Below are 21,478 nucleotides of genomic sequence, written 5' to 3' on the forward strand. Positions count from 1 at the left end.
AAATGAGGCATTTATGAATGCAGGATAAAAACTTAGTGAATGTTAATCTGACAAAGGAGATGAAGACCAGCTTTATCGACTACGCCATGAGTGTTATCGTAGCGCGTGCTCTTCCTGATGTTCGAGATGGCTTAAAACCAGTTCACCGTCGTATTCTTTACGGAATGAATGAACTAGGTGTTACTCCAGACAAACCTCATAAAAAGTCAGCCCGTATTACAGGGGATGTTATGGGTAAATACCACCCACACGGTGATTCCTCTATTTACGAAGCCATGGTTCGTATGGCCCAGTGGTGGAGCTACCGTTACATGCTTGTTGATGGGCATGGAAACTTTGGTTCTATGGACGGGGACGGTGCTGCCGCGCAGCGGTACACTGAGGCACGTATGAGCAAGATTGCTCTTGAAATGCTTCGTGATATCAATAAAAACACCGTTGATTTCGTAGACAACTACGATGCTAACGAACGTGAACCCTTGGTCTTGCCAGCTCGTTTTCCAAACCTTTTGGTAAACGGAGCAACGGGTATTGCTGTTGGGATGGCAACCAATATTCCACCTCACAACTTGGGTGAAACCATTGATGCAGTGAAGTTGGTTATGGACAATCCTGAAGTGACGACTAAGGACTTGATGGAAGTCTTGCCTGGTCCAGATTTTCCAACCGGTGCCCTTGTCATGGGGAAATCAGGTATTCATAAGGCTTATGAGACTGGTAAAGGTTCCATTGTCCTTCGTTCTCGTACAGAGATTGAAACCACTAAGACGGGTCGTGAGCGGATTGTTGTAACGGAATTCCCTTATATGGTTAATAAAACCAAGGTACATGAGCATATTGTTCGCTTGGTTCAGGAAAAACGAATTGAGGGCATTACAGCCGTACGTGATGAGTCCAACCGTGAAGGCGTTCGCTTTGTAATCGAGGTTAAACGCGACGCGTCTGCCAACGTTATCCTTAACAACCTCTTCAAGATGACCCAGATGCAAACCAACTTTGGTTTCAACATGTTGGCGATTGAAAATGGTGTGCCAAAAATCTTGTCCCTTCGTCAAATTTTGGATGCTTATATCGAGCACCAAAAAGAAGTGGTTGTTCGCCGTACTCGTTTTGACAAGGAAAAGGCGGAGGCGCGTGCGCACATCTTAGAAGGTCTTTTAATTGCACTTGACCATATCGACGAAGTGATTCGTATCATTCGTGCCAGTGAAACAGATGCGGAAGCGCAAGCTGAGTTGATGAGCAAATTCAAGCTTTCTGAACGTCAAAGTCAAGCTATCCTTGATATGCGTCTTCGTCGTTTGACAGGATTGGAACGTGATAAGATTCAGTCTGAATATGATGAATTGATTGCCTTGATTGCAGATTTGGCTGATATTCTTGCCAAACCTGAACGCGTGGCGCAAATTATCAAAGAGGAATTGGACGAAGTCAAACGCAAGTTTGGTGACAAGCGTCGTACGGAGTTGATGATCGGAGAAGTCTTAACTCTTGAAGATGAAGATTTGATTGAAGAAACGGATGTCTTGATTACCCTATCTAACAAGGGCTATATCAAACGTTTGGACCAAGGTGAGTTCACTGCTCAAAAACGTGGTGGCCGTGGAGTTCAAGGTACGGGAGTTAAGGATGATGACTTTGTGCGTGAGTTGGTTTCAACCAGCACCCATGATCATTTGCTCTTCTTTACTAATAAAGGACGCGTATACCGACTAAAAGGTTATGAAATCCCTGAATATGGTCGTACCGCTAAGGGATTGCCAGTTGTCAATCTATTGAAGTTGGACGAAGGCGAGAGTATTCAGACCATTATCAACGTTGAGTCTGAACGTAGTGATGACGCCTATCTCTTCTTCACAACCCGTCACGGTATCGTGAAACGAACCAGTGTTAAAGAGTTCGCTAATATTCGTCAAAATGGACTTAAAGCTTTGAATCTCAAGGATGAAGATGAACTGATTAATGTCTTGCTGACAGAAGAAGATACGGATATTATCATTGGTACCAAGTTTGGTTATGCTGTTCGCTTTAATCAATCAGCTGTTCGTGGCATGAGCCGTATCGCGACAGGTGTCCGAGGAGTCAATCTTCGTGAGGGTGACACAGTAGTTGGTGCTAGCGTGATTACGAACCAAGACGAGGTTCTTATCATCACTGAAAAAGGCTATGGTAAACGTACCCTTGCTACGGAATACCCTACCAAAGGCCGTGGTGGTAAAGGGATGAAGACTGCCAATGTTGCTGAGAAGAATGGTCCTCTGGCAGGTCTCCTTACTGTTAAAGGAGATGAAGACTTGATGATTATCACAGATACAGGTGTCATGATCCGTACAAATGTTGCCAATATTTCACAAACTGGACGCTCAACTATGGGAGTTAAGGTGATGCGTCTAGATCAGGATGCTAAGATTGTGACCTTTACAACGGTTGCTGCGGCAGAGAAAGAAGAAGTTGGGACTGAAATTGAAACAGAAGGTGAAGCATAATGTCTCATAAAAAAACGAAAAATAAGAAGAATAAACGGAGAAATCTATTTATTAATATTTTAGCGGGTTTCTTAATTCTTTTATCGCTAGCTTTAATTTTTAATTCAAAGATTCGTGATCTCTTTTTGGTCTGGAATACCAATAAATACCAAGTCAATCAAGTCACTAAGGAAAATATAGATGAAAATCTAAAAACCGAAGGAAATTTTGATTTTGACTCTGTTAAGTCTATTTCCTCCGAAGCTGTATTGGCTTCACAATGGGATGCTCAGAAACTTCCCGTTATTGGAGGTATTGCTATTCCCGAAGTTGAGATTAACTTACCGATTTTTAAAGGCTTGGATAATGTAAACTTGTTCTACGGAGCAGGGACCATGAAACCAGATCAAAAAATGGGAGAAGGGAACTATTCTCTAGCAAGTCACCATATCTTTACTGCTGAAAATGCCAGTCAAATGCTCTTCTCACCTTTGGTCAATGCCAAAGCAGGTATGAAAATTTATCTGACGGATAAGGATAAAGTTTATACTTATGAGATTACAGAAGTAAAACGTGTTACACCAGACCGTGTAGATGAAATCGATGATCGTATTGGTGTGCAGGAAATTACTTTGGTTACTTGTGTTGATTATAATGAAACCGAGCGTATAATTGTCAAAGGTATCTTCAAAGACTCAAAGGCTTATTCTGAGACTTCTGAGGATATTTTGAAGGCCTTTAATCAACCGTATAGACAACGATATTAAGAATGAATGAACCAGTGAAGTGCTATTTCACTGGTTTTTTATATGAACAAATAGAATCAAAATAGTTCATATGAAAAAGGTTTGTAAGCCTTACGATATAGATTTTTAAGATAAATATTTTAGAAATTTACGGAAAACGCTTTCTAGAAAACAAGAATTATGTTATAATTATCACAAATAAAAGTTTAGGAGTTTTTTTATGGTCTCTTCAGAATTTATTTCAAAGATTGAATTTGCTTGCAAAAAGAAAGAAAGTCTTTATAGCCAAAGTAAGTTTAAGTATGCGATTCGTTCCATGTTTGCAGGTGCTTTTCTGACATTTAGTACGGCTGCGGGTGCAGTTGGGGCTGACTTGATTAATAAGATCGCTCCAGGTAGTGGACGTTTTCTCTTCCCATTTGTTTTTGCTTGGGGATTGGCCTACAGTGTTTTCTTAAATGCTGAGCTGGTAACTTCAAATATGATGTTCTTGACAGCTGGTAGTTTCTTGAAAAAAATCTCTTGGAGAAAAACAGCTGAAATTTTACTTTACTGTACTTTGTTCAACCTTATCGGTGCTTTGATAGCAGGTTGGGGCTTTGCCCACTCAGCAGCCTATGCAAATCTAACACATGATAGCTTCATTTCAGGGGTTGTAGAGATGAAGTTAGGTCGTTCCAATGAGTTAGTCCTACTTGAAGGTATTTTAGCCAATATCTTTGTGAACATTGCTATTCTTTCATTTGTTTTGGTGAAAGACGGTGGGGCTAAACTTTGGCTTGTTTTGTCAGCAATTTACATGTTTGTATTCTTAACAAACGAACACATTGCTGCGAACTTTGCTTCTTTTGCGATTGTTAAGTTCAGTGTTGCAGCTGATTCTATTGCTAACTTTGACATACCTAATATTCTTCGTCACTGGGGTGTAACCTTTGTCGGGAACTTTATCGGAGGAGGTCTCTTGATGGGCTTGCCATACGCCTTCCTCAATAAAAACGAAGATACTTATGTCGATTAAAGAAATGAGCACGAGTTAATCGTGCTTTTTTGTTTGATGTGTAAGACTAGTCATAGTTGTTTCTTATATCAAAATATAGAAAATCAGTATTGGAAAAGACTAGTCCAAGATGATACAATATCCCTAATGAAGCTATTTGGAGGTCGTCTTATGACTCGTGATTTTAAATTTGAAACCCTACAATTACATGCTGGACAAGTAGTTGATCCAGCGACCAAATCTCGTGCAGTACCTATTTATCAAACAACATCCTTCGTTTTTGATGACACGCAGGAAGGTGCAGATCTGTTTGCCTTGAGAAAACCAGGCAATATCTATACTCGTATCACAAATCCTACAACAGCAGCATTTGAAGAAAGAATCGCAGCTCTTGAAGGTGGTGTTGGAGCACTAGCGACAGCATCAGGTATGGCTGCTGTAACCTACACTATTTTGGCGCTTGCTCACGCAGGTGACCATGTGGTAGCGGCGTCAACTATTTATGGTGGGACCTTCAACCTCTTGAAGGAAACCCTTCCTCGTTATGGGATCACAACTACCTTTGTGGATGTGGATAATTTGGAGGAAGTTGAAGCAGCTATCGGTGACAATACCAAACTTGTCTTGATTGAAACCTTGGGGAATCCCTTGATTAACATTCCTGACTTAGAAAAATTGGCTGAGATTGCGCATAAACACCAGATTCCTCTCGTTTCGGACAACACTTTTGCCACACCATATTTGATTAACGTCTTCTCTCACGGTGTAGATATTGCCATTCACTCAGCAACTAAGTTTATCGGTGGGCATGGTACGACTATTGGAGGAGTGATTGTTGATAGTGGTCGTTTTGACTGGGCAGCTTCAGGGAAATTCCCTCAATTTGTTGAGGAAGATCCGAGCTACCATAACTTGAGCTATACTCGTGATGTGGGTGCGGCAGCATTTATTATCGCTGTTCGTGTTCAATTGCTTCGTGATACAGGTGCTGCCTTATCACCGTTTAATGCCTTTCTCTTGCTCCAAGGGCTTGAAACTCTCTCTCTTCGTGTGGAACGCCATGTGCAAAATGCAGAGAAAATTGTTGATTTCCTTGTCAACCATCCTAAGGTAGAAAAAGTCAACTATCCAAAACTTGCAGACAGTCCATATCATGTTTTGGCTGAGAAATATTTGCCAAAAGGTGTGGGTTCAATCTTTACCTTCCATGTTAAAGGTGGAGAGGCAGAAGCTCGCAAGGTGATTGATAATTTGGAAATCTTCTCTGACCTTGCTAACGTAGCGGATGCCAAATCGCTTGTTGTCCATCCTGCGACAACCACTCACGGTCAGTTGTCAGAAAAAGATCTAGAAGCAGCAGGTGTCACACCAAACCAAATCCGCTTGTCGATTGGTCTTGAAAATGTAGAGGATTTGATTGAAGATTTGCGCTTGGCATTGGAAAAAATTTAAAGTAAAAGATATAAACAGTGGGTTTCGACTCACTGTTTTTGATTTTCCCTCAAGCATGATATAATGGTTACAGAAGTCTAGAAAGAGGAAAGTTATGAACGAAATCAAATGTCCCAACTGTGGGGAAGTCTTTACAGTAAATGAGAGTCAGTATGCGGAACTCTTATCCCAAGTGAGAACGGTTGAGTTTGATAAGGAACTGCACGATCGAATGAAGCAGGAGCTGGCCTTAGCTGAGCAAAAGGCCATGAATGAACAACAGACTAAACTGGCTCAAAAAGATCAAGAAATTGCGCAATTGCAGAGTCAAATCCAAAACTTTGATACAGAAAAAGAATTAGCTAAGAAAGAAGTTGAACAGACAAGCCATGAGGCTTTATTGGCCAAGGACAAGGAAGTGCAGGCCTTGGAAAGCCAATTGGCCACCTTGCGTTTGGAGCATGAAAATCAACTGCAAAAGACCCTTTCTGATTTAGAAAGAGAGCGTGATCAGGTCAAAAACCAGCTCCTCTTGCAAGAAAAGGAAAATGAGCTGTCTTTGGCTTCTGTTAAGCAGAATTACGAAGCCCAGCTTAAGGCAGCCAGTGAACAGGTCGAGTTCTATAAGAATTTCAAAGCCCAACAATCAACCAAGGCAATTGGGGAAAGTTTGGAACAGTATGCAGAGAGTGAGTTTAACAAGGTACGTAGTTTCGCCTTTCCAAATGCCTACTTTGAGAAGGATAACAAGGTCTCTGCGCGTGGATCTAAGGGAGACTTTATCTTCCGTGAATGTGATGAAAATGGAGTGGAAATTATTTCCATCATGTTTGAGATGAAAAACGAAGCGGATGGGACGGAGAAGAAGCATAAGAACTCGGATTTTTACAAAGAATTAGACAAGGACCGTCGGGAGAAAAACTGCGAATATGCGGTTCTGGTGACCATGCTAGAAGCAGATAACGACTACTTTAATACAGGGATTGTTGATGTCAGCCACGAGTATGAAAAGATGTATGTGGTCCGTCCTCAATTCTTTATTCAGTTGATTGGGCTCTTGCGTAATGCAGCGTTTAATTCACTTAAATACAAGCAAGAGTTAGCCTTGGTTCGAGAGCAAAATATCGATATTACACATTTTGAGGAAGATTTGGATGCCTTTAAACTAGCCTTTGCCAAAAACTACAACTCTGCTTCGACCAACTTTGGAAAAGCAATCGATGAAATCGACAAGGCCATCAAACGGATGGAGGAAGTCAAAAAGTTCCTAACCACATCTGAAAACCAACTCCGCCTCGCTAATAACAAATTGGAAGATGTTTCAGTTAAAAAATTGACCCGAAAAAATCCAACTATGAAAGCGAAATTTGAAGCGCTGAAGGGGGAGTGAGAAAGAAAATAATGTTTTACTCTTCGAAAAATAAGGTCCTTCAACTAGATCAAAAAAACATGGATTATGTGACCTTTGGTAAAGGAAAGAAGTCTCTCGTTATCATACCAGGGTTGGGGGATGGATTACAGACAGTTAAGGGCATGGCTCAAATGCTAGCTTTAACTTACCGAGAATTTGCCAAGGTTTATAAAGTTTATGTTTTTAGTCGCATCAATAAGTTGCCAGAAAATTATACAACACGAAATATGGCTGCTGATGTAGCGGAAGCTATGGATGTATTGAATTTAAAAAGTTCTGTCGTCATGGGGATTTCCCAAGGTGGTATGATTGCTCAATGGGTAGCTGTAGATTTTCCAGAAAAAGTTGAAAGTTTGATTTTGGCTGTTACTACTGCAAAACTAAGTGAGCTTGGTAGGGAGCGGATTAGATGCTGGCTGAGCCTGAGTCAAATAGGGACTTATAAAGAACTGATGGTTGATATTGCTAGTCACTCTTACACAACTAAATCCTTCGGAAAATTCAAATACCTTTATCGAATAATGGGAATTTTTGGTCGTATTAAAGATAAACAACGCATTGCTATTCAGGCTGTATCTTGTTTGAAACACGATAGCCTAACCATTTTGGAAAAAATAAACTGTTCTACGCTAATCATTGGAGCAGAAAAGGATGATGTTCTAGGCGTAGAAGCTTCACTTGAATTGCATCAGCATATCAAAGATAGCCAGCTCACTATTTTGCCAGAGTGCGGCCATGCACTTTATGAGCAGAATAATGATTTCCAAAAGAGAGTTTTAGTATTTTTAGAAAGTTAATGAATGAACGGTATTATCAACTTAAAAAAAGAAGCGGGGATGACCTCGCATGACGCGGTTTTTAAGCTGCGTAAGATTTTGGGAACCAAGAAGATTGGGCATGGTGGGACCTTGGATCCGGATGTAGTGGGTGTTTTGCCCATTGCGGTTGGTAAGGCGACCCGAATGGTCGAGTTTATGCAGGACGAGGGCAAGGTCTATGAGGGAGAGATTAGTCTGGGCTATTCAACGACGACCGAGGATGCTAGTGGGGAAGTGGTTGCAGAGACCCCTGTTTTGTCGCCCTTGGATGAAACCATTGTCGATGAAGCGATTGCGAGTCTGACTGGGCCTATTACTCAGATTCCACCTATGTATTCGGCTGTCAAGGTTAATGGACGCAAGCTCTATGAGTATGCGCGTGCAGGTCAGGAAGTGGAGCGTCCAGAACGTCAGGTGACTATTTATCAATTTGAACGGACTAGTCCGATTTCTTATGAGGGCGAACTTGCGCGTTTTACATTTCGTGTGAAATGCAGTAAGGGGACTTATATCCGTACCTTGTCTGTTGACTTGGGAGAGAAGCTGGGTTATGCGGCCCATATGTCCCAATTGACTCGGACGAGTGCAGCAGGTTTACAGTTAGAAGATGCCTTGACTTTGAATGAAATTGCTGCAAAAGTGGAGGCAGGGCAACTGGACTTTCTCCATCCTCTAGAGATTGGAATAGGTGACCTTGTCAAAGTTATCCTAACTCCAGAAGAGGCTACAGAAGTGCGATTTGGTCGTTTTATTGAGTTAGACCAAACAGACAAAGAATTAGCTGCCTTTGAGGGGGATAAATTGCTAGCCATTCTAGAAAAAAGGGACAATTTCTACAAACCAAGAAAGGTTTTTGGCTAGTCTAACTGGAGTGTGGGGATGGATTTGTTTCACCTAGATTATCCAAATCAGACTATAAATTTTGCAAAAAATGTGATAGAATAGACGACGGATAAAAAAACGGAGGATAGCATGCAAAATAGACCAATCATTATCGGAGTGACAGGTGGTTCTGGTGGTGGCAAGACCAGTGTTTCGAGAGCCATTTTATCGCATTTCCCTGATGAAAAGATTTCCATGATTGAGCATGATTCATACTACAAGGATCAGTCTCACTTGACCTTTGAAGAGCGTGTCAAAACCAACTACGACCACCCTTTTGCCTTTGATACAGACTTGATGATCGAGCAGATTAAGGAATTGTTGGCAGGGCGTCCGGTGGACATCCCGACTTACGACTATACAGCGCATACACGGAGTAGCAAGACCTATCGTCAGGAGCCTCAAGATGTCTTTATCGTTGAGGGGATTTTGGTCTTGGAGGACAAGCGTCTGCGTGATTTGATGGATATCAAGATTTTTGTAGATACAGATGATGATGTGCGCATTATTCGTCGGATCAAGCGTGATATGGAAGAGCGTGGCCGTAGTCTAGATAGTGTTATTGACCAATATCTTGGTGTGGTCAAACCCATGTATCACCAGTTCATCGAGCCGACCAAGCGTTATGCTGATATCGTCATTCCCGAGGGAGTCAGCAATACAGTAGCTATCGACCTTTTGACAACCAAGATTGCAAAGATTTTGGAAGAAGCTCGTAATAGTAAATAATCAGATGAGGAGGCCTAGCCTCCTTTTTCTATTTTTCCTTTCGTTTCGGTATGCAAAAGGAGATTTTTAATCATATTTTTGGTATAATAATACCCATGGAAAAGCAAGAAAATGAATAGTAGGTGGAGATGGAAAAGTATTTATCAGTAACAACTTTGACCAAGTATCTGAAAATGAAATTCGATAAAGACCCTTACTTGGAACGGGTCTATTTAACTGGTCAAGTTTCCAACTTTCGTAAACGACCTACTCACCAATATTTCTCTTTAAAAGATAACCATGCAGTTATTCAAGCGACCATCTGGTCAGGGATTTATCAGAAATTAGGTTTCGACCTGGAAGAAGGGATGAAAATCAATGTGATTGGGCGTGTGCAGGTCTATGAACCAAGCGGGAGCTACTCTATCATCATTGAAAAAGCTGAGCCTGATGGGGTTGGGGCGCTAGCGATTCAGTTTGAACAACTTAAGAAAAAATTGACGGAAGAAGGTCTATTTCAAGAGAGATTCAAGCAACCTCTTCCCCAGTTTGCTAAGAGAATTGGTGTAGTAACCAGTCGCAGTGGTGCCGTTATTCAGGATATTATCACAACCGTCAGCAGACGTTTTCCTGGTGTTGATATCCTTCTCTATCCGACCAAGGTGCAAGGAGATGGAGCTGCTGAGGAAATAGCGCGGAATATTACGCGTGCCAATCAACGTGAGGACCTAGATGTCCTCATCATTGGTCGTGGTGGGGGTTCTATCGAGGATCTCTGGGCCTTTAACGAAGAGATTGTAGTACGAGCTATTTTTGAATCCCGTTTGCCAATCATTTCTAGTGTGGGGCATGAGACGGATGTAACCTTGGCAGACTTTGTAGCGGATCGCAGAGCTGCGACGCCAACCGCTGCAGCAGAACTGGCAACACCTGTAACTAAGTTGGATCTTTTGACCCATTTGCAAAATCAAGAAAAACGAATGGCAATAGCGGTTCAGAATGTCTTGTCAAGAAAAAAAGAAGTTCTGAAAAAATGCAGTCAGTCAGTCATCTTTAGACAACCAGAGCGCTTATATGATGGCTATTTACAACGGTTGGATCAGCTGCAACTGCGATTAAAACAAAGTTTGCGAACACGGATTTCCGATTGTAAACAGATAGTACAAGTAAGGACTCATCGACTAGTCCAGTCATCACCTGTTACCAAAATCCAACGCTATCAGGATCGGCTTGCTCAGTTGGACAAGCTCCTCCGTAGCCAAATGGCCTTAGTTTATGACGCCAAGGTGGCTGAGGTCAAGCGACTTTCGGAAGCTCTTCTGATGCTGGATACGAGCCGAATTGTGGCCCGTGGTTATGCTATTGTCAAAAAAGAAGAGTCCGTTGTAGATTCGGTTGAGAATTTGAAGAAAAAAGACCAAGTGACGCTTTTGATGCGAGACGGTCAAGTAGAATTAGAGGTTAAGGATGTCAAAACAAAAGAAATTTGAGGAAAATCTAGCAGAACTGGAAACCATTGTCCAAAGTTTGGAAAACGGTGAAATTGCTTTGGAAGATGCAATTGCGGCCTTTCAAAAGGGCATGGTCTTGTCAAAAGAGCTCCAAGCGACTTTGGACAAGGCTGAAAAGACCTTGGTTAAGGTCATGCAAGAAGACGGAACAGAAAGTGATTTTGAATGAAGAAGCAAGAAAAATTAGCTCTTGTTGAGTCGGCTTTGGAAAATTTTTATGGAGACCAGCAGTTTGTCTCTAGTTTGCGAGAGTCCGTTCTCTATTCCATTCATGCTGGTGGCAAGAGAATTCGGCCTTTTCTCTTGTTAGAGGTTCTGGAAGCCTTGCAAGTCGCTATTAAACCAGCACACGCGCAGGTGGCTGCGGCCTTGGAAATGATTCATACAGGGAGCTTGATTCACGATGATCTTCCAGCCATGGATGATGATGATTATCGTCGGGGGCGTTTAACAAATCATAAGAAATTTGGCGAAGCGATGGCAATATTGGCAGGAGATGCTTTGTTCCTAGATCCCTATGCCTTAATAGCGCAGGCGGATTTGCCAAGTAAGATCAAGGTGGATTTGATTGCCAACTTATCCCTTGCTTCAGGAAGTCTAGGCATGGTAGCAGGTCAGGTTTTGGACATGGAGGGCGAACACCAGCATTTGTCCTTGGAAGAACTTCAGACCATTCATGCCAATAAGACTGGAAAATTGCTAGCTTATCCCTTTCAAGCAGCTGCTATCATAGCTGAATTAGCACCAGAAATCCAAGTAAAACTGAAAACAGTTGGTGAATTGATTGGACTGGCCTTTCAAGTTCGAGATGATGTGCTGGATGTGACAGCTAGTTTTGAGGAAATCGGCAAGACTCCACAAAAGGATTTGCAGGCTGAAAAATCAACCTATCCAGCCTTGCTGGGTTTGGAGGAGGCCATTGCCTTTTGTAACAAAACCTTGGATCAAGCTAATGCCAAGTTAGAAGAAATTGCCCAGCAAGTCAGCTTTGAAACAGAGCCGATTGTGAAAGTAGTAGAAAGTTTGAGAATCAATGGCTAAGGAAAGAGTGGATGTACTAGCTTATAAACAGGACTTGTTTGAAACGCGAGAACAGGCCAAGCGCGGTGTCATGGCAGGTCTAGTCGTAGCTGTCCTCAATGGGGAGCGATTTGACAAACCAGGAGAGAAGATCCCAGATGACACTGAACTAAAACTCAAGGGTGAAAAACTCAAGTATGTCAGTCGAGGTGGTCTAAAACTAGAGAAGGCCTTGGAGGTCTTTGATTTGTCAGTCGAGGGAGCGACAACGATTGATATTGGGGCTTCCACTGGAGGATTTACTGACGTCATGTTGCAAAATGGTGCTGAGTTGGTCTTTGCAGTCGATGTTGGCACCAATCAGTTGGCTTGGAAATTACGCCAAGACCCGCGGGTTGTCAGCATGGAGCAGTTTAATTTTCGTTACGCTGAAAAGACTGATTTTGAGCAGGAACCGAGCTTTGCCAGTATTGATGTGAGTTTCATTTCCCTCAGTCTGATTTTGCCTGCTTTGCACCGCGTCTTGGCTGATCAAGGTCAAATTGTAGCTCTGGTTAAGCCCCAGTTTGAAGCAGGTCGTGAGCAGATTGGGAAAAATGGGATTATTCGTGATGCCAAGGTTCATCAGAATGTCCTTGAATCTGTCACTGCTATGGCAGTTGAGCAAGGTTTTTCAGTGCTTGGATTAGACTATTCACCAATCCAAGGTGGACATGGAAACATCGAATTTCTGGCATATTTGAAAAAGGAAGAGGGAGCAAGTAACCAAGTTGCTCCTGAAATAGAAAAAGTTGTAGAGAGAGCACATAGAGAATTTAAAGATGAATAAAAAAGAGAGACTTGAAAAAATTAGAAGATTTGTTACGGATTATCAAATCGGTACTCAGGAAGAAATCGTTGAGCATTTGAAGGAAGCAGGTATTTCTGCTACGCAAGCCACTGTCTCAAGAGACATCAAGGAGCTTGGGATTGTTAAAATTCCTTTGAAGAACAACACCTATATCTATGAGTTGCCAAAATCAATCGTCAAAAGTTTGCAGTTGGCTGAGGACAATATTGTGAGTTCTGAGTTAATGGGAAATATGATCAACCTTGCTGTCATTCCTGGAAATACTATTTTTGTGAAGAGTCAGTTGGTTGAAGCATTTTCTGAACAGATTTTTAGCTGTCTAGCTGATGATGATTCTATCTTAATTGTAGCTAGAACAGCAGAGGCAGCTGAGGAAATTGTTGAACAAGTCAAAAAATGGTAGGTCAGTATGTTACTTGAAATTTCGATAAAAAACTTTGCCATTATTGAAGCGATTTCCCTCAATTTTGAAAAGGGTATGACTGTTTTGACCGGGGAAACGGGTGCTGGAAAGTCTATCATTATCGACGCTATGAATCTCATGTTGGGGGCTCGTGCAACGACAGACGTTATTCGTCACGGTGCGCCAAAAGCAGAGATTGAGGGGCTTTTCTCAGTTGAAAATAGTCGCCTTTTACAGGAACTTTTTGATGAGCAAGGTTTGGAAATGGGTGATGAAATTATCATCCGGCGTGAAATTCTGCAAAATGGTCGTAGTGTTAGTCGCGTGAATGGCCAGATGGTCAATCTTTCTGTCTTGCGTGCTATTGGGCAACACCTTGTGGATATCCATGGTCAGCATGACCAAGAGGAGTTAATGCGTCCTCAACTGCACATCCAGATGTTGGATGAGTTTGGTGATACTGTGTTCTTGGACTTGAAGGAGACCTATCAGACGAGCTTTGATGCCTATCGCAAAATGCGCAAGCAGGTTTTGGAAGTCAAGAAAAACCAGCAGGAACATAAGGCTCGTATTGAGATGTTGGAATTTCAAATGGCAGAGATTGAGGCAGCGAACTTACAGGCTGGTGAAGACTTGGCTCTCAACCAAGAACGAGATAAACTCCTCAATCATAAGAATATTGCGGATACGCTAACCAATGCCTACAGTATGTTGGACAATGAGGAATTCTCCAGTCTTGCTAATGTCCGTTCAGCTATGAATGACATGGAAAGTGTTGAAGAATATGACCCTGAATACCGTGAAATTTCAAGTTCTCTGTCTGAGACCTACTATGTTTTAGAAGATATTACAAAGCGTTTGGAAGATATTATTGAGGACTTAGATTTTGATGGCAATCGCCTCATGCAGGTTGAGAATCGCTTAGACCTTATAAATACTATTACCCGCAAGTACGGTGGGACTGTGGACGATGTCCTGCTTTATTTTGCCAAGATTACGGATGAGTACAATCTCTTGACTGGAAATAATCTTTCTTCTGAAGACATGGAAGCAGAGCTCAAGAAATTGGAAGTTAATCTTGTCGACTTGGCAGGTCAGCTTGCATCTGCTCGTCATGATTTGGCTCAGCAGCTTGAGGCAGAGATTAAACAAGAACTGCAAGACCTCTATATGGAGAAGGCACAATTTCAGGTTCGCTTTAGCAAGGGCAAATTTAGTCGTGAGGGGAATGAAACGGTCGAGTTTTACATTTCCACCAACCCAGGTGAGGACTTTAAGCCTTTGGTCAAAGTTGCATCTGGTGGGGAATTATCCCGCCTCATGCTAGCTATTAAATCCGCCTTTTCTCGTAAGGAAGGTAAGACCAGTATTGTCTTTGATGAGGTGGATACGGGAGTTTCAGGTCGTGTAGCCCAGGCTATTGCTCAAAAGATTCATAAGATTGGCCAGCATGGTCAGGTTCTTGCTATCTCTCACCTTCCACAAGTGATTGCCATCGCGGATTATCAATTCTTTATTGAGAAGATTAGTGATGAGCATTCTACGGTGTCGACGGTTCGTCTCTTGACTATAGAAGAGCGAGTAGAAGAAGTAGCTAAGATGTTGGCTGGGGAAAATGTAACTGAAGCTGCCCTTACCCAAGCCAGAGAATTATTGCAAACGAGGATGAAATAAATGACAGACTATTATGTAATTGGAGATGTCCATGGAAAAGCAGGTATGCTGGAAGATCTTCTCAAAACATGGGATGGTCAAACTCAGTTGCTCTTTCTAGGGGATTTGATTGACCGTGGTGAAGATAGTCGCCGTGTTCTAGAAATGGTCAAAGACTTGGTCGACAATCAAGGAGCTATTTGTTTATCAGGTAATCATGAGTATATGTTTCTGACTTGGCTCGATGACCCAGAAGAAAGCTATGACCATTATCGTCGCAATGGTGGTGATACAACCATTAACTCAATTTTAGGTCGTCCCTTGGATGCACCAGTTGATGGCGTAGAAGATGCCAAACGGGTTGCGACAGAAGCAGCAGACTTGGTCGAATTTATTCGTCAAATGCCATTTGTAGTAGAGACAGACAAGTATATCTTTGTTCATGCGGGTATTGACTTGACCTTGGATGATTGGCATGAAACTACAGATTATAAAAAAGTCTGGCTCAGAAAACCATTCCACGAAGCTGAAAATCATACCGGGAAAACCATTGTCTTTGGGCATACACCAGTTTATGGTTTGCTGAAGCAAGACCGAGGTACTGCTGAGCTTTGGATGACAGAAGATGGCAAGATTGGCATGGATGGAGGAGCTGTCTATGGTGGTGTCCTTCATGGGATTGTCTTTACTGAGCAAGGAATGACAGAACACCACTTTATCGAAAATGATGGCTTTATTGCCGAAGATTAGTACTCCTAGCAGGGTATGGTCTTGTCAAAATGTTAAAAACAATTTATAATTAATAGATACCCTGAAAGGAAGAGCAGCATGAACCTAGAAGAATTAAAGAAACGACAGGAGAAGATTCGAAACTTCTCCATTATCGCCCATATTGACCACGGGAAGTCAACGCTGGCAGACCGCATTTTGGAAAAGACGGAGACGGTTTCTAGTCGTGAAATGCAAGCCCAACTTCTGGATAGTATGGATCTTGAGCGTGAACGTGGGATTACCATTAAACTTAATGCCATTGAGCTCAATTACACTGCAAAAGATGGCGAGACCTATATTTTCCACTTGATTGACACGCCAGGGCACGTGGACTTTACCTATGAAGTGTCGCGTTCGCTAGCGGCCTGTGAAGGAGCAATTTTGGTGGTTGATGCGGCCCAAGGGATTGAGGCTCAGACGCTTGCCAATGTTTATCTAGCATTGGACAATGATTTGGAAATTCTGCCAGTCATTAACAAGATTGACCTTCCAGCAGCTGATCCAGAGCGTGTGCGTACAGAGATTGAGGATGTCATTGGACTGGATGCCAGCGAAGTGGTCTTAGCTTCAGCCAAAGCTGGTATTGGTATTGAAGAAATTCTTGAGCAGATCGTAGAGAAAGTTCCCGCACCAACTGGTGATGTTTCAGCTCCATTAAAAGCCTTGATTTTCGACTCTGTTTACGACGCTTACCGTGGGGTTATCCTCCAAGTGCGTGTTATGGACGGAGTGGTTAAACCTGGCGATAAGATTCAACTCATGAGCAATGGCAAGACCTTTGATGTTACTGAGGTGGGAATTTTCACACCGAAAGCAGTAGGGCGCGATTTCCTAGCCACAGGTGACGTTGGTTACATTGCAGCTTCTATCAAGACGGTTCAAGACACTCGTGTGGGTGATACAGTTACTCTAGCAAGTAATCCTGCAGCAGAACCACTAGACGGATACAAGCAGATGAATCCTATGGTCTTTGCAGGTCTTTATCCAATCGAGTCAAACAAGTACAATGACCTTCGTGAAGCCCTTGAAAAATTGCAACTCAACGATGCCAGCTTGCAGTTTGAGCCAGAAACATCTCAGGCCCTTGGATTTGGTTTCCGTTGTGGATTCCTTGGACTTCTCCATATGGATGTTATCCAAGAGCGTTTAGAGCGTGAGTTCAACATTGACCTCATCATGACAGCTCCATCTGTTATCTATAAGGTTAACCAAACTGATGGTGAGTCTATGGATGTGTCTAACCCCTCTGAATTTCCAGACCCAACCAAGATTGCGACCATTGAAGAGCCTTATGTCAAGGCGCAAATCATGGTACCGCAGGAGTTTGTCGGAGCAGTAATGGAACTGGCTCAGCGCAAGCGTGGAGACTTTGTGACCATGGACTATATTGATGATAATCGTGTCAATGTTATCTATCAAATTCCACTTGCTGAAATCGTCTTTGACTTCTTTGATAAGCTTAAGTCTTCGACGCGTGGTTATGCAAGCTTTGACTACGAATTGTCAGAGTACCGCCCATCTAAACTGGTCAAAATGGATATCCTTCTCAATGGGGACAAGGTGGATGCCCTCAGCTTTATCGTTCACAAGGATTTTGCCTACGAACGTGGGAAACTCATTGTTGATAAGCTCAAGAAAATCATCCCTCGTCAACAATTTGAAGTGCCGATTCAAGCAGCTATTGGGCACAAGATCGTGGCCCGTACTGATATCAAGGCCCTTCGTAAGAACGTACTTGCTAAGTGTTACGGCGGTGACGTTTCTCGTAAACGCAAACTCCTTGAAAAACAAAAAGCTGGTAAGAAACGCATGAAAGCGATCGGATCAGTAGAAGTCCCACAAGAAGCTTTCCTTAGCGTCTTAAGCATGGATGAAGAATAGAAATAGAAAACAAAACTCTTGAAGATTTTTCAAGAGTTTTTGCTTTAAATGTGAGCTATAAAATCGGAAGCTAACAGAATCGATCAGGTTAGAATTTGACAGAAGTCCTTATTTTTCTTATAATGCAGATGGAAAGGTGGTAGGATGAAAAAATTATTAATTTTAGGTACTGTAGTTACTATTAGTGCTTTTTTAGCTTCATGCTCTAATAAATCGCAAACAGCAACCGAAGAAAGTTCGTCTGCAGTTGTTAGTTCTTCAAGAAGTCAGGAGACGAGTAGCCCTAGCTCTGCTGTTTCTGAAGCGAAAAAGGAAGAGACGCAAATCATCGGCTCGAATGAGTATGGTTTTGTCAAGGTACCCAAATCATGGGTTCGATTCCATGAAGTAGAAGGTGGAAATGATATACAGTATTGTGATGGCACAGATATCAACATTGTTACGCTGAATACCTTCAAGGCTGAGCAATTTAATATCAGTCAAGAAGAATATGCTAAATTGGATGTTGTGACTGTCTCATCTAGTATTTTAACTTCCAAAGAACAAAGCTCTGATTTCAGTAAGGTTTGGGGCTCTAAATCAACCATTGGAGGTTATGAAGCCTATGTTGTCAATGCAATTGCTAAGTCAGGGAAATACCTCGTTACCTGGGTTTTCCGATCAAATGATGGTAAAATCCGCTATGTTTCACTTGAAGGGGATGGGGAAACTTTAAAAACAATCTTACCGATGGTTGAAAGTAGCTGGTCAACTACTAAAGCTGAATAAATGAAAAAAAGAAGATCCTTGGTCTTCTTTTTATTTTTTTTTTTACGAATAGATAGATGAGTAGAAAAAGAAATGGAGTTGTATATGAAGATCACAAACTATGAGATTTACAAATTGAGAAAAGCTGGGCTGAGCAATCAACAAATTTTAACAGTTCTTGAATATGACGAGACTGTAGATCAGGAGCTCTTGCTAGGTGATATTGCAGAAATTTCAGGATGTCGCAATCCTGCGGTTTTTATGGAACGCTATTTCCAGATAGATGATACACAGTTGGAGAAAGAGTTCCAAAAATTTCCATCCTTCTCGATTCTTGATGACTGTTATCCTTGGAATCTGAGTGAGATTTATGATGCTCCAGCGCTCTTGTTTTATAAAGGAAATCTAGACCTGTTGAAATTTCCAAAGGTTGCTGTTGTAGGGAGTCGTTCATGTTCTAGTCAGGGAGCAAAGTCGGTTCAGAAAGTCATTCAAGGTTTGGAAAACGAGTTAATTGTGGTCAGTGGTTTAGCCAAAGGGATTGATACAGCTGCTCATATGGCTGCACTCCAGAATGGAGGAAGAACGATTGCCGTCATTGGAACAGGATTGGATGTTTTTTATCCCCGAGCCAATAAACGTTTGCAGGAACACATTGGCAATCACCATTTGGTACTTAGCGAGTACGGACCTGGTGAAGAACCCTTGAAATTTCACTTTCCAGCTCGTAATCGCATCATTGCTGGACTATGCCGTGGCGTTATTGTAGCAGAGGCAAGGATGCGTTCAGGGAGTCTCATTACCTGTGAGCGAGCTATGGAGGAGGGGCGTGATGTTTTTGCCATTCCAGGAAACATTCTAGATGGCCATTCAGATGGCTGTCACCACCTGATCCAAGAGGGGGCAAAGCTGATTTCCAGTGGTCAAGATGTGTTGGCTGAGTTTGAATTTTAAGGAGAAATTTGTTCACTCAGATAAACTTTTCTTCTATATATAGGACTTAGGTCTTGACAGCTATAGAAAAATGGTTTACACTTTATAAAGTTTATTACTTTGAAAAGGTGTGATAGTGTGGCTACGGCAACAAAGAAGAAAAAATCAACAGTTAAAAAAAATCTAGTCATCGTAGAGTCGCCTGCTAAGGCGAAAACGATTGAGAAATATCTAGGCAGAAATTACAAGGTTTTAGCCAGTGTCGGGCATATCCGTGATTTGAAGAAATCCAGTATGTCAGTCGACATTGAAAATAACTATGAACCACAGTATATCAATATCCGAGGAAAAGGTCCTCTCATCAATGACTTAAAAAAAGAAGCTAAAAAAGCCAATAAAGTCTTTCTAGCAAGTGACCCGGACCGTGAAGGAGAAGCGATTTCCTGGCATTTGGCTCACATTCTCAACTTGGATGAAAATGATGCCAACCGTGTAGTCTTTAATGAAATCACCAAAGACGCAGTAAAAAATGCCTTTAAAGAACCTCGCAAGATTGACATGGACTTGGTCGACGCCCAACAAGCTCGTCGAGTCTTAGACCGCTTGGTAGGGTATTCGATTTCGCCTATTTTGTGGAAAAAGGTCAAGAAGGGCTTATCAGCAGGACGCGTGCAGTCTGTTGCCCTTAAGCTCATCATTGACCGTGAAAATGAAATCAATGCCTTCCAACCAGAAGAATACTGGACAATTGATGGTGTTTTTAAGAAGGGAACCAAACAATTTCAGGCTTCTTTCTATGGTATGAATGGCAAAAAGATGAAATTGACCACCAATGAAGAGGTCAAAGAAGTCTTGTCCCATTTGACTAGTAAAGATTTCACAGTAGACCAGGTAGATAAGAAAGAACGCAAACGCAATGCGCCCCTACCGTATACAACTTCAACCATGCAGATGGATGCTGCTAACAAAATCAATTTCCGTACTCGAAAGACTATGATGGTAGCCCAACAGCTCTATGAAGGGATCAATATTGGATCGGGCGTGCAAGGTTTGATTACCTATATGCGTACAGACTCGACTCGTATCAGTCCTGTGGCTCAGAACGAAGCAGCAAGCTATATTAACGACCGCTTTGGTAGCAAGTATTCCAAGCATGGTAGCAAGGTCAAGAATGCCTCAGGTGCTCAAGATGCCCACGAAGCCATTCGTCCATCTAGTGTCTTTAACACACCTGAAAGCATCGCTAAGTACTTGGACAAAGACCAGCTTAAGCTCTATACCCTTATCTGGAACCGTTTTGTGGCTAGCCAGATGACAGCTGCTATCTTTGATACCATGGCTGTCAAACTCTCTCAAAATGGAGTCCAATTCGCGGCAAATGGTAGTCAAGTTAAGTTTGATGGTTATCTTGCTATCTACAATGACTCTGACAAGAACAAAATGTTGCCAGATATGGCTGTTGGAGATGTGGTCAAGCAGGTCAATAGCAAGCCAGAACAACATTTCACTCAACCACCTGCTCGCTATTCGGAAGCGACTCTTATCAAGACCTTGGAAGAAAATGGGGTTGGACGTCCGTCAACTTACGCTCCGACCATTGAAACCATCCAAAAACGTTACTACGTTCGTCTAGCAGCAAAACGTTTTGAACCAACAGAGTTGGGTGAAATTGTTAATAAACTCATTGTTGAATATTTCCCAGATATCGTAAATGTGACCTTCACAGCTGAAATGGAAGGAAAACTGGATGATGTCGAAGTTGGTAAAGAGCAGTGGCAACGGGTCATTGACGCCTTTTACAAACCATTCTCTAAAGAAGTAGCCAAGGCTGAATCCGAAATGGAAAAAATCCAGATCAAGGATGAGCCAGCTGGATTTGACTGTGAAGTTTGTGGCAGTCCAATGGTAATTAAGCTAGGACGTTTTGGTAAATTCTATGCTTGTAGCAACTTCCCAGACTGCCGTCATACACAAGCGATTGTTAAGGAGATTGGTGTCGAGTGTCCAAGCTGTCATCAAGGACAAATCATTGAACGCAAAACCAAGCGCAATCGTATCTTCTATGGTTGCAATCGCTATCCAGAATGTGAGTTTACTTCCTGGGACAAACCAATTGGCCGTGACTGTCCAAAATGCGGACACTTCCTAGTGGAGAAAAAAGTCCGTGGTGGTGGCAAGCAGGTTGTATGTAGTAATGGCGACTACGAAGAAGAGAAAATTAAATAAAATGCAGAGTCCTGAAATTGAATTT

Annotated in this window: 19 protein-coding genes; all 19 read left to right on the plus strand. The window is 42.2% G+C overall.

Going from position 1 to position 21,478, the window contains the following annotated elements; all coding sequences use genetic code 11:
* The first annotated feature begins 17 nt into the window (after positions 1–17).
* The 19 genes from gyrA (at position 18) to topA (ending at position 21,453) form a co-directional block, all read left to right on the plus strand.
* A complete protein-coding gene (gene gyrA, locus MP387_RS03900) occupies positions 18–2,486 on the plus strand; it encodes a DNA gyrase subunit A (protein ID WP_242747820.1) in 2,469 nt (822 codons plus the stop codon).
* The gene (locus MP387_RS03905) at positions 2,486–3,232 is read left to right on the plus strand and encodes a class A sortase (protein ID WP_242747822.1); all 747 of its coding nucleotides are present in this window, start codon (positions 2,486–2,488) and stop codon (positions 3,230–3,232) included. The genes gyrA and MP387_RS03905 overlap by 1 nt, the downstream gene beginning before the upstream one ends.
* Positions 3,233–3,431: 199 nt before the next feature.
* On the plus strand, positions 3,432–4,229 hold the full coding sequence (locus MP387_RS03910; protein WP_125827214.1) for a formate/nitrite transporter family protein: 798 nt from the start codon (positions 3,432–3,434) through the stop codon (positions 4,227–4,229).
* Positions 4,230–4,379: 150 nt separating this feature from the next.
* Entirely contained in the window at positions 4,380–5,660 is a 1,281-nt protein-coding gene (locus MP387_RS03915; RefSeq protein WP_242747824.1) for an O-acetylhomoserine aminocarboxypropyltransferase/cysteine synthase family protein, read from the plus strand.
* A 94-nt stretch (positions 5,661–5,754) separates the two neighbouring features.
* Entirely contained in the window at positions 5,755–7,029 is a 1,275-nt protein-coding gene (locus MP387_RS03920) for a DUF2130 domain-containing protein (RefSeq protein ID WP_242747826.1), read from the plus strand.
* Between the two features lie 11 nt (positions 7,030–7,040).
* On the plus strand, positions 7,041–7,847 hold the full coding sequence (locus MP387_RS03925) for an alpha/beta fold hydrolase (RefSeq protein ID WP_242748038.1): 807 nt from the start codon (positions 7,041–7,043) through the stop codon (positions 7,845–7,847).
* Between the two features lie 3 nt (positions 7,848–7,850).
* Positions 7,851–8,729 carry a tRNA pseudouridine(55) synthase TruB gene (gene truB / locus MP387_RS03930; RefSeq protein WP_242747828.1) on the plus strand — a complete coding sequence of 293 codons (879 nt, stop codon included), beginning with the start codon at positions 7,851–7,853 and terminating at the stop codon, positions 8,727–8,729.
* Positions 8,730–8,840: 111 nt separating this feature from the next.
* A complete protein-coding gene (gene udk, locus MP387_RS03935) occupies positions 8,841–9,479 on the plus strand; it encodes a uridine kinase (protein WP_001181369.1) in 639 nt (212 codons plus the stop codon).
* A 128-nt stretch (positions 9,480–9,607) separates the two neighbouring features.
* Entirely contained in the window at positions 9,608–10,948 is a 1,341-nt protein-coding gene (xseA, locus tag MP387_RS03940) for an exodeoxyribonuclease VII large subunit (RefSeq protein ID WP_242747830.1), read from the plus strand.
* Positions 10,926–11,138, plus strand: coding sequence for an exodeoxyribonuclease VII small subunit (locus MP387_RS03945; protein WP_000043226.1), 213 nt, complete (start codon positions 10,926–10,928; stop codon positions 11,136–11,138). The genes xseA and MP387_RS03945 overlap by 23 nt, the downstream gene beginning before the upstream one ends.
* Positions 11,135–12,010, plus strand: a complete 876-nt coding sequence (locus MP387_RS03950; RefSeq protein WP_242747832.1) for a polyprenyl synthetase family protein — start codon at positions 11,135–11,137, stop codon at positions 12,008–12,010. The genes MP387_RS03945 and MP387_RS03950 overlap by 4 nt, the downstream gene beginning before the upstream one ends.
* Entirely contained in the window at positions 12,003–12,818 is an 816-nt protein-coding gene (locus MP387_RS03955; protein ID WP_242747834.1) for a TlyA family RNA methyltransferase, read from the plus strand. Before MP387_RS03950 ends, MP387_RS03955 begins: the two co-directional genes overlap by 8 nt.
* Positions 12,811–13,242, plus strand: coding sequence for an arginine repressor (locus tag MP387_RS03960; RefSeq protein ID WP_001034390.1), 432 nt, complete (start codon positions 12,811–12,813; stop codon positions 13,240–13,242). Before MP387_RS03955 ends, MP387_RS03960 begins: the two co-directional genes overlap by 8 nt.
* Before the next feature lie 6 nt (positions 13,243–13,248).
* Positions 13,249–14,916 carry a DNA repair protein RecN gene (recN, locus tag MP387_RS03965; protein ID WP_125391279.1) on the plus strand — a complete coding sequence of 556 codons (1,668 nt, stop codon included), beginning with the start codon at positions 13,249–13,251 and terminating at the stop codon, positions 14,914–14,916.
* Positions 14,917–15,645 (plus strand): metallophosphoesterase family protein, encoded by a 729-nt coding sequence (locus MP387_RS03970; RefSeq protein ID WP_242747836.1) that lies wholly within the window; start codon positions 14,917–14,919, stop codon positions 15,643–15,645.
* A 78-nt stretch (positions 15,646–15,723) separates the two neighbouring features.
* Positions 15,724–17,547 (plus strand): translation elongation factor 4, encoded by a 1,824-nt coding sequence (gene lepA / locus MP387_RS03975; protein WP_242747837.1) that lies wholly within the window; start codon positions 15,724–15,726, stop codon positions 17,545–17,547.
* 144 nt (positions 17,548–17,691) lie between these two features.
* Positions 17,692–18,315, plus strand: coding sequence for a hypothetical protein (locus tag MP387_RS03980; RefSeq protein WP_242747840.1), 624 nt, complete (start codon positions 17,692–17,694; stop codon positions 18,313–18,315).
* Positions 18,316–18,399: 84 nt separating this feature from the next.
* Entirely contained in the window at positions 18,400–19,248 is an 849-nt protein-coding gene (dprA, locus tag MP387_RS03985; RefSeq protein WP_242747842.1) for a DNA-processing protein DprA, read from the plus strand.
* Between the two features lie 117 nt (positions 19,249–19,365).
* Positions 19,366–21,453 carry a type I DNA topoisomerase gene (gene topA, locus MP387_RS03990; RefSeq protein ID WP_242747844.1) on the plus strand — a complete coding sequence of 696 codons (2,088 nt, stop codon included), beginning with the start codon at positions 19,366–19,368 and terminating at the stop codon, positions 21,451–21,453.
* Positions 21,454–21,478: the final 25 nt, after the last annotated feature.

This window comes from Streptococcus oralis (assembly GCF_022749195.1).
GTDB classification, from domain to species: Bacteria; Bacillota; Bacilli; order Lactobacillales; family Streptococcaceae; genus Streptococcus; species Streptococcus oralis_CI.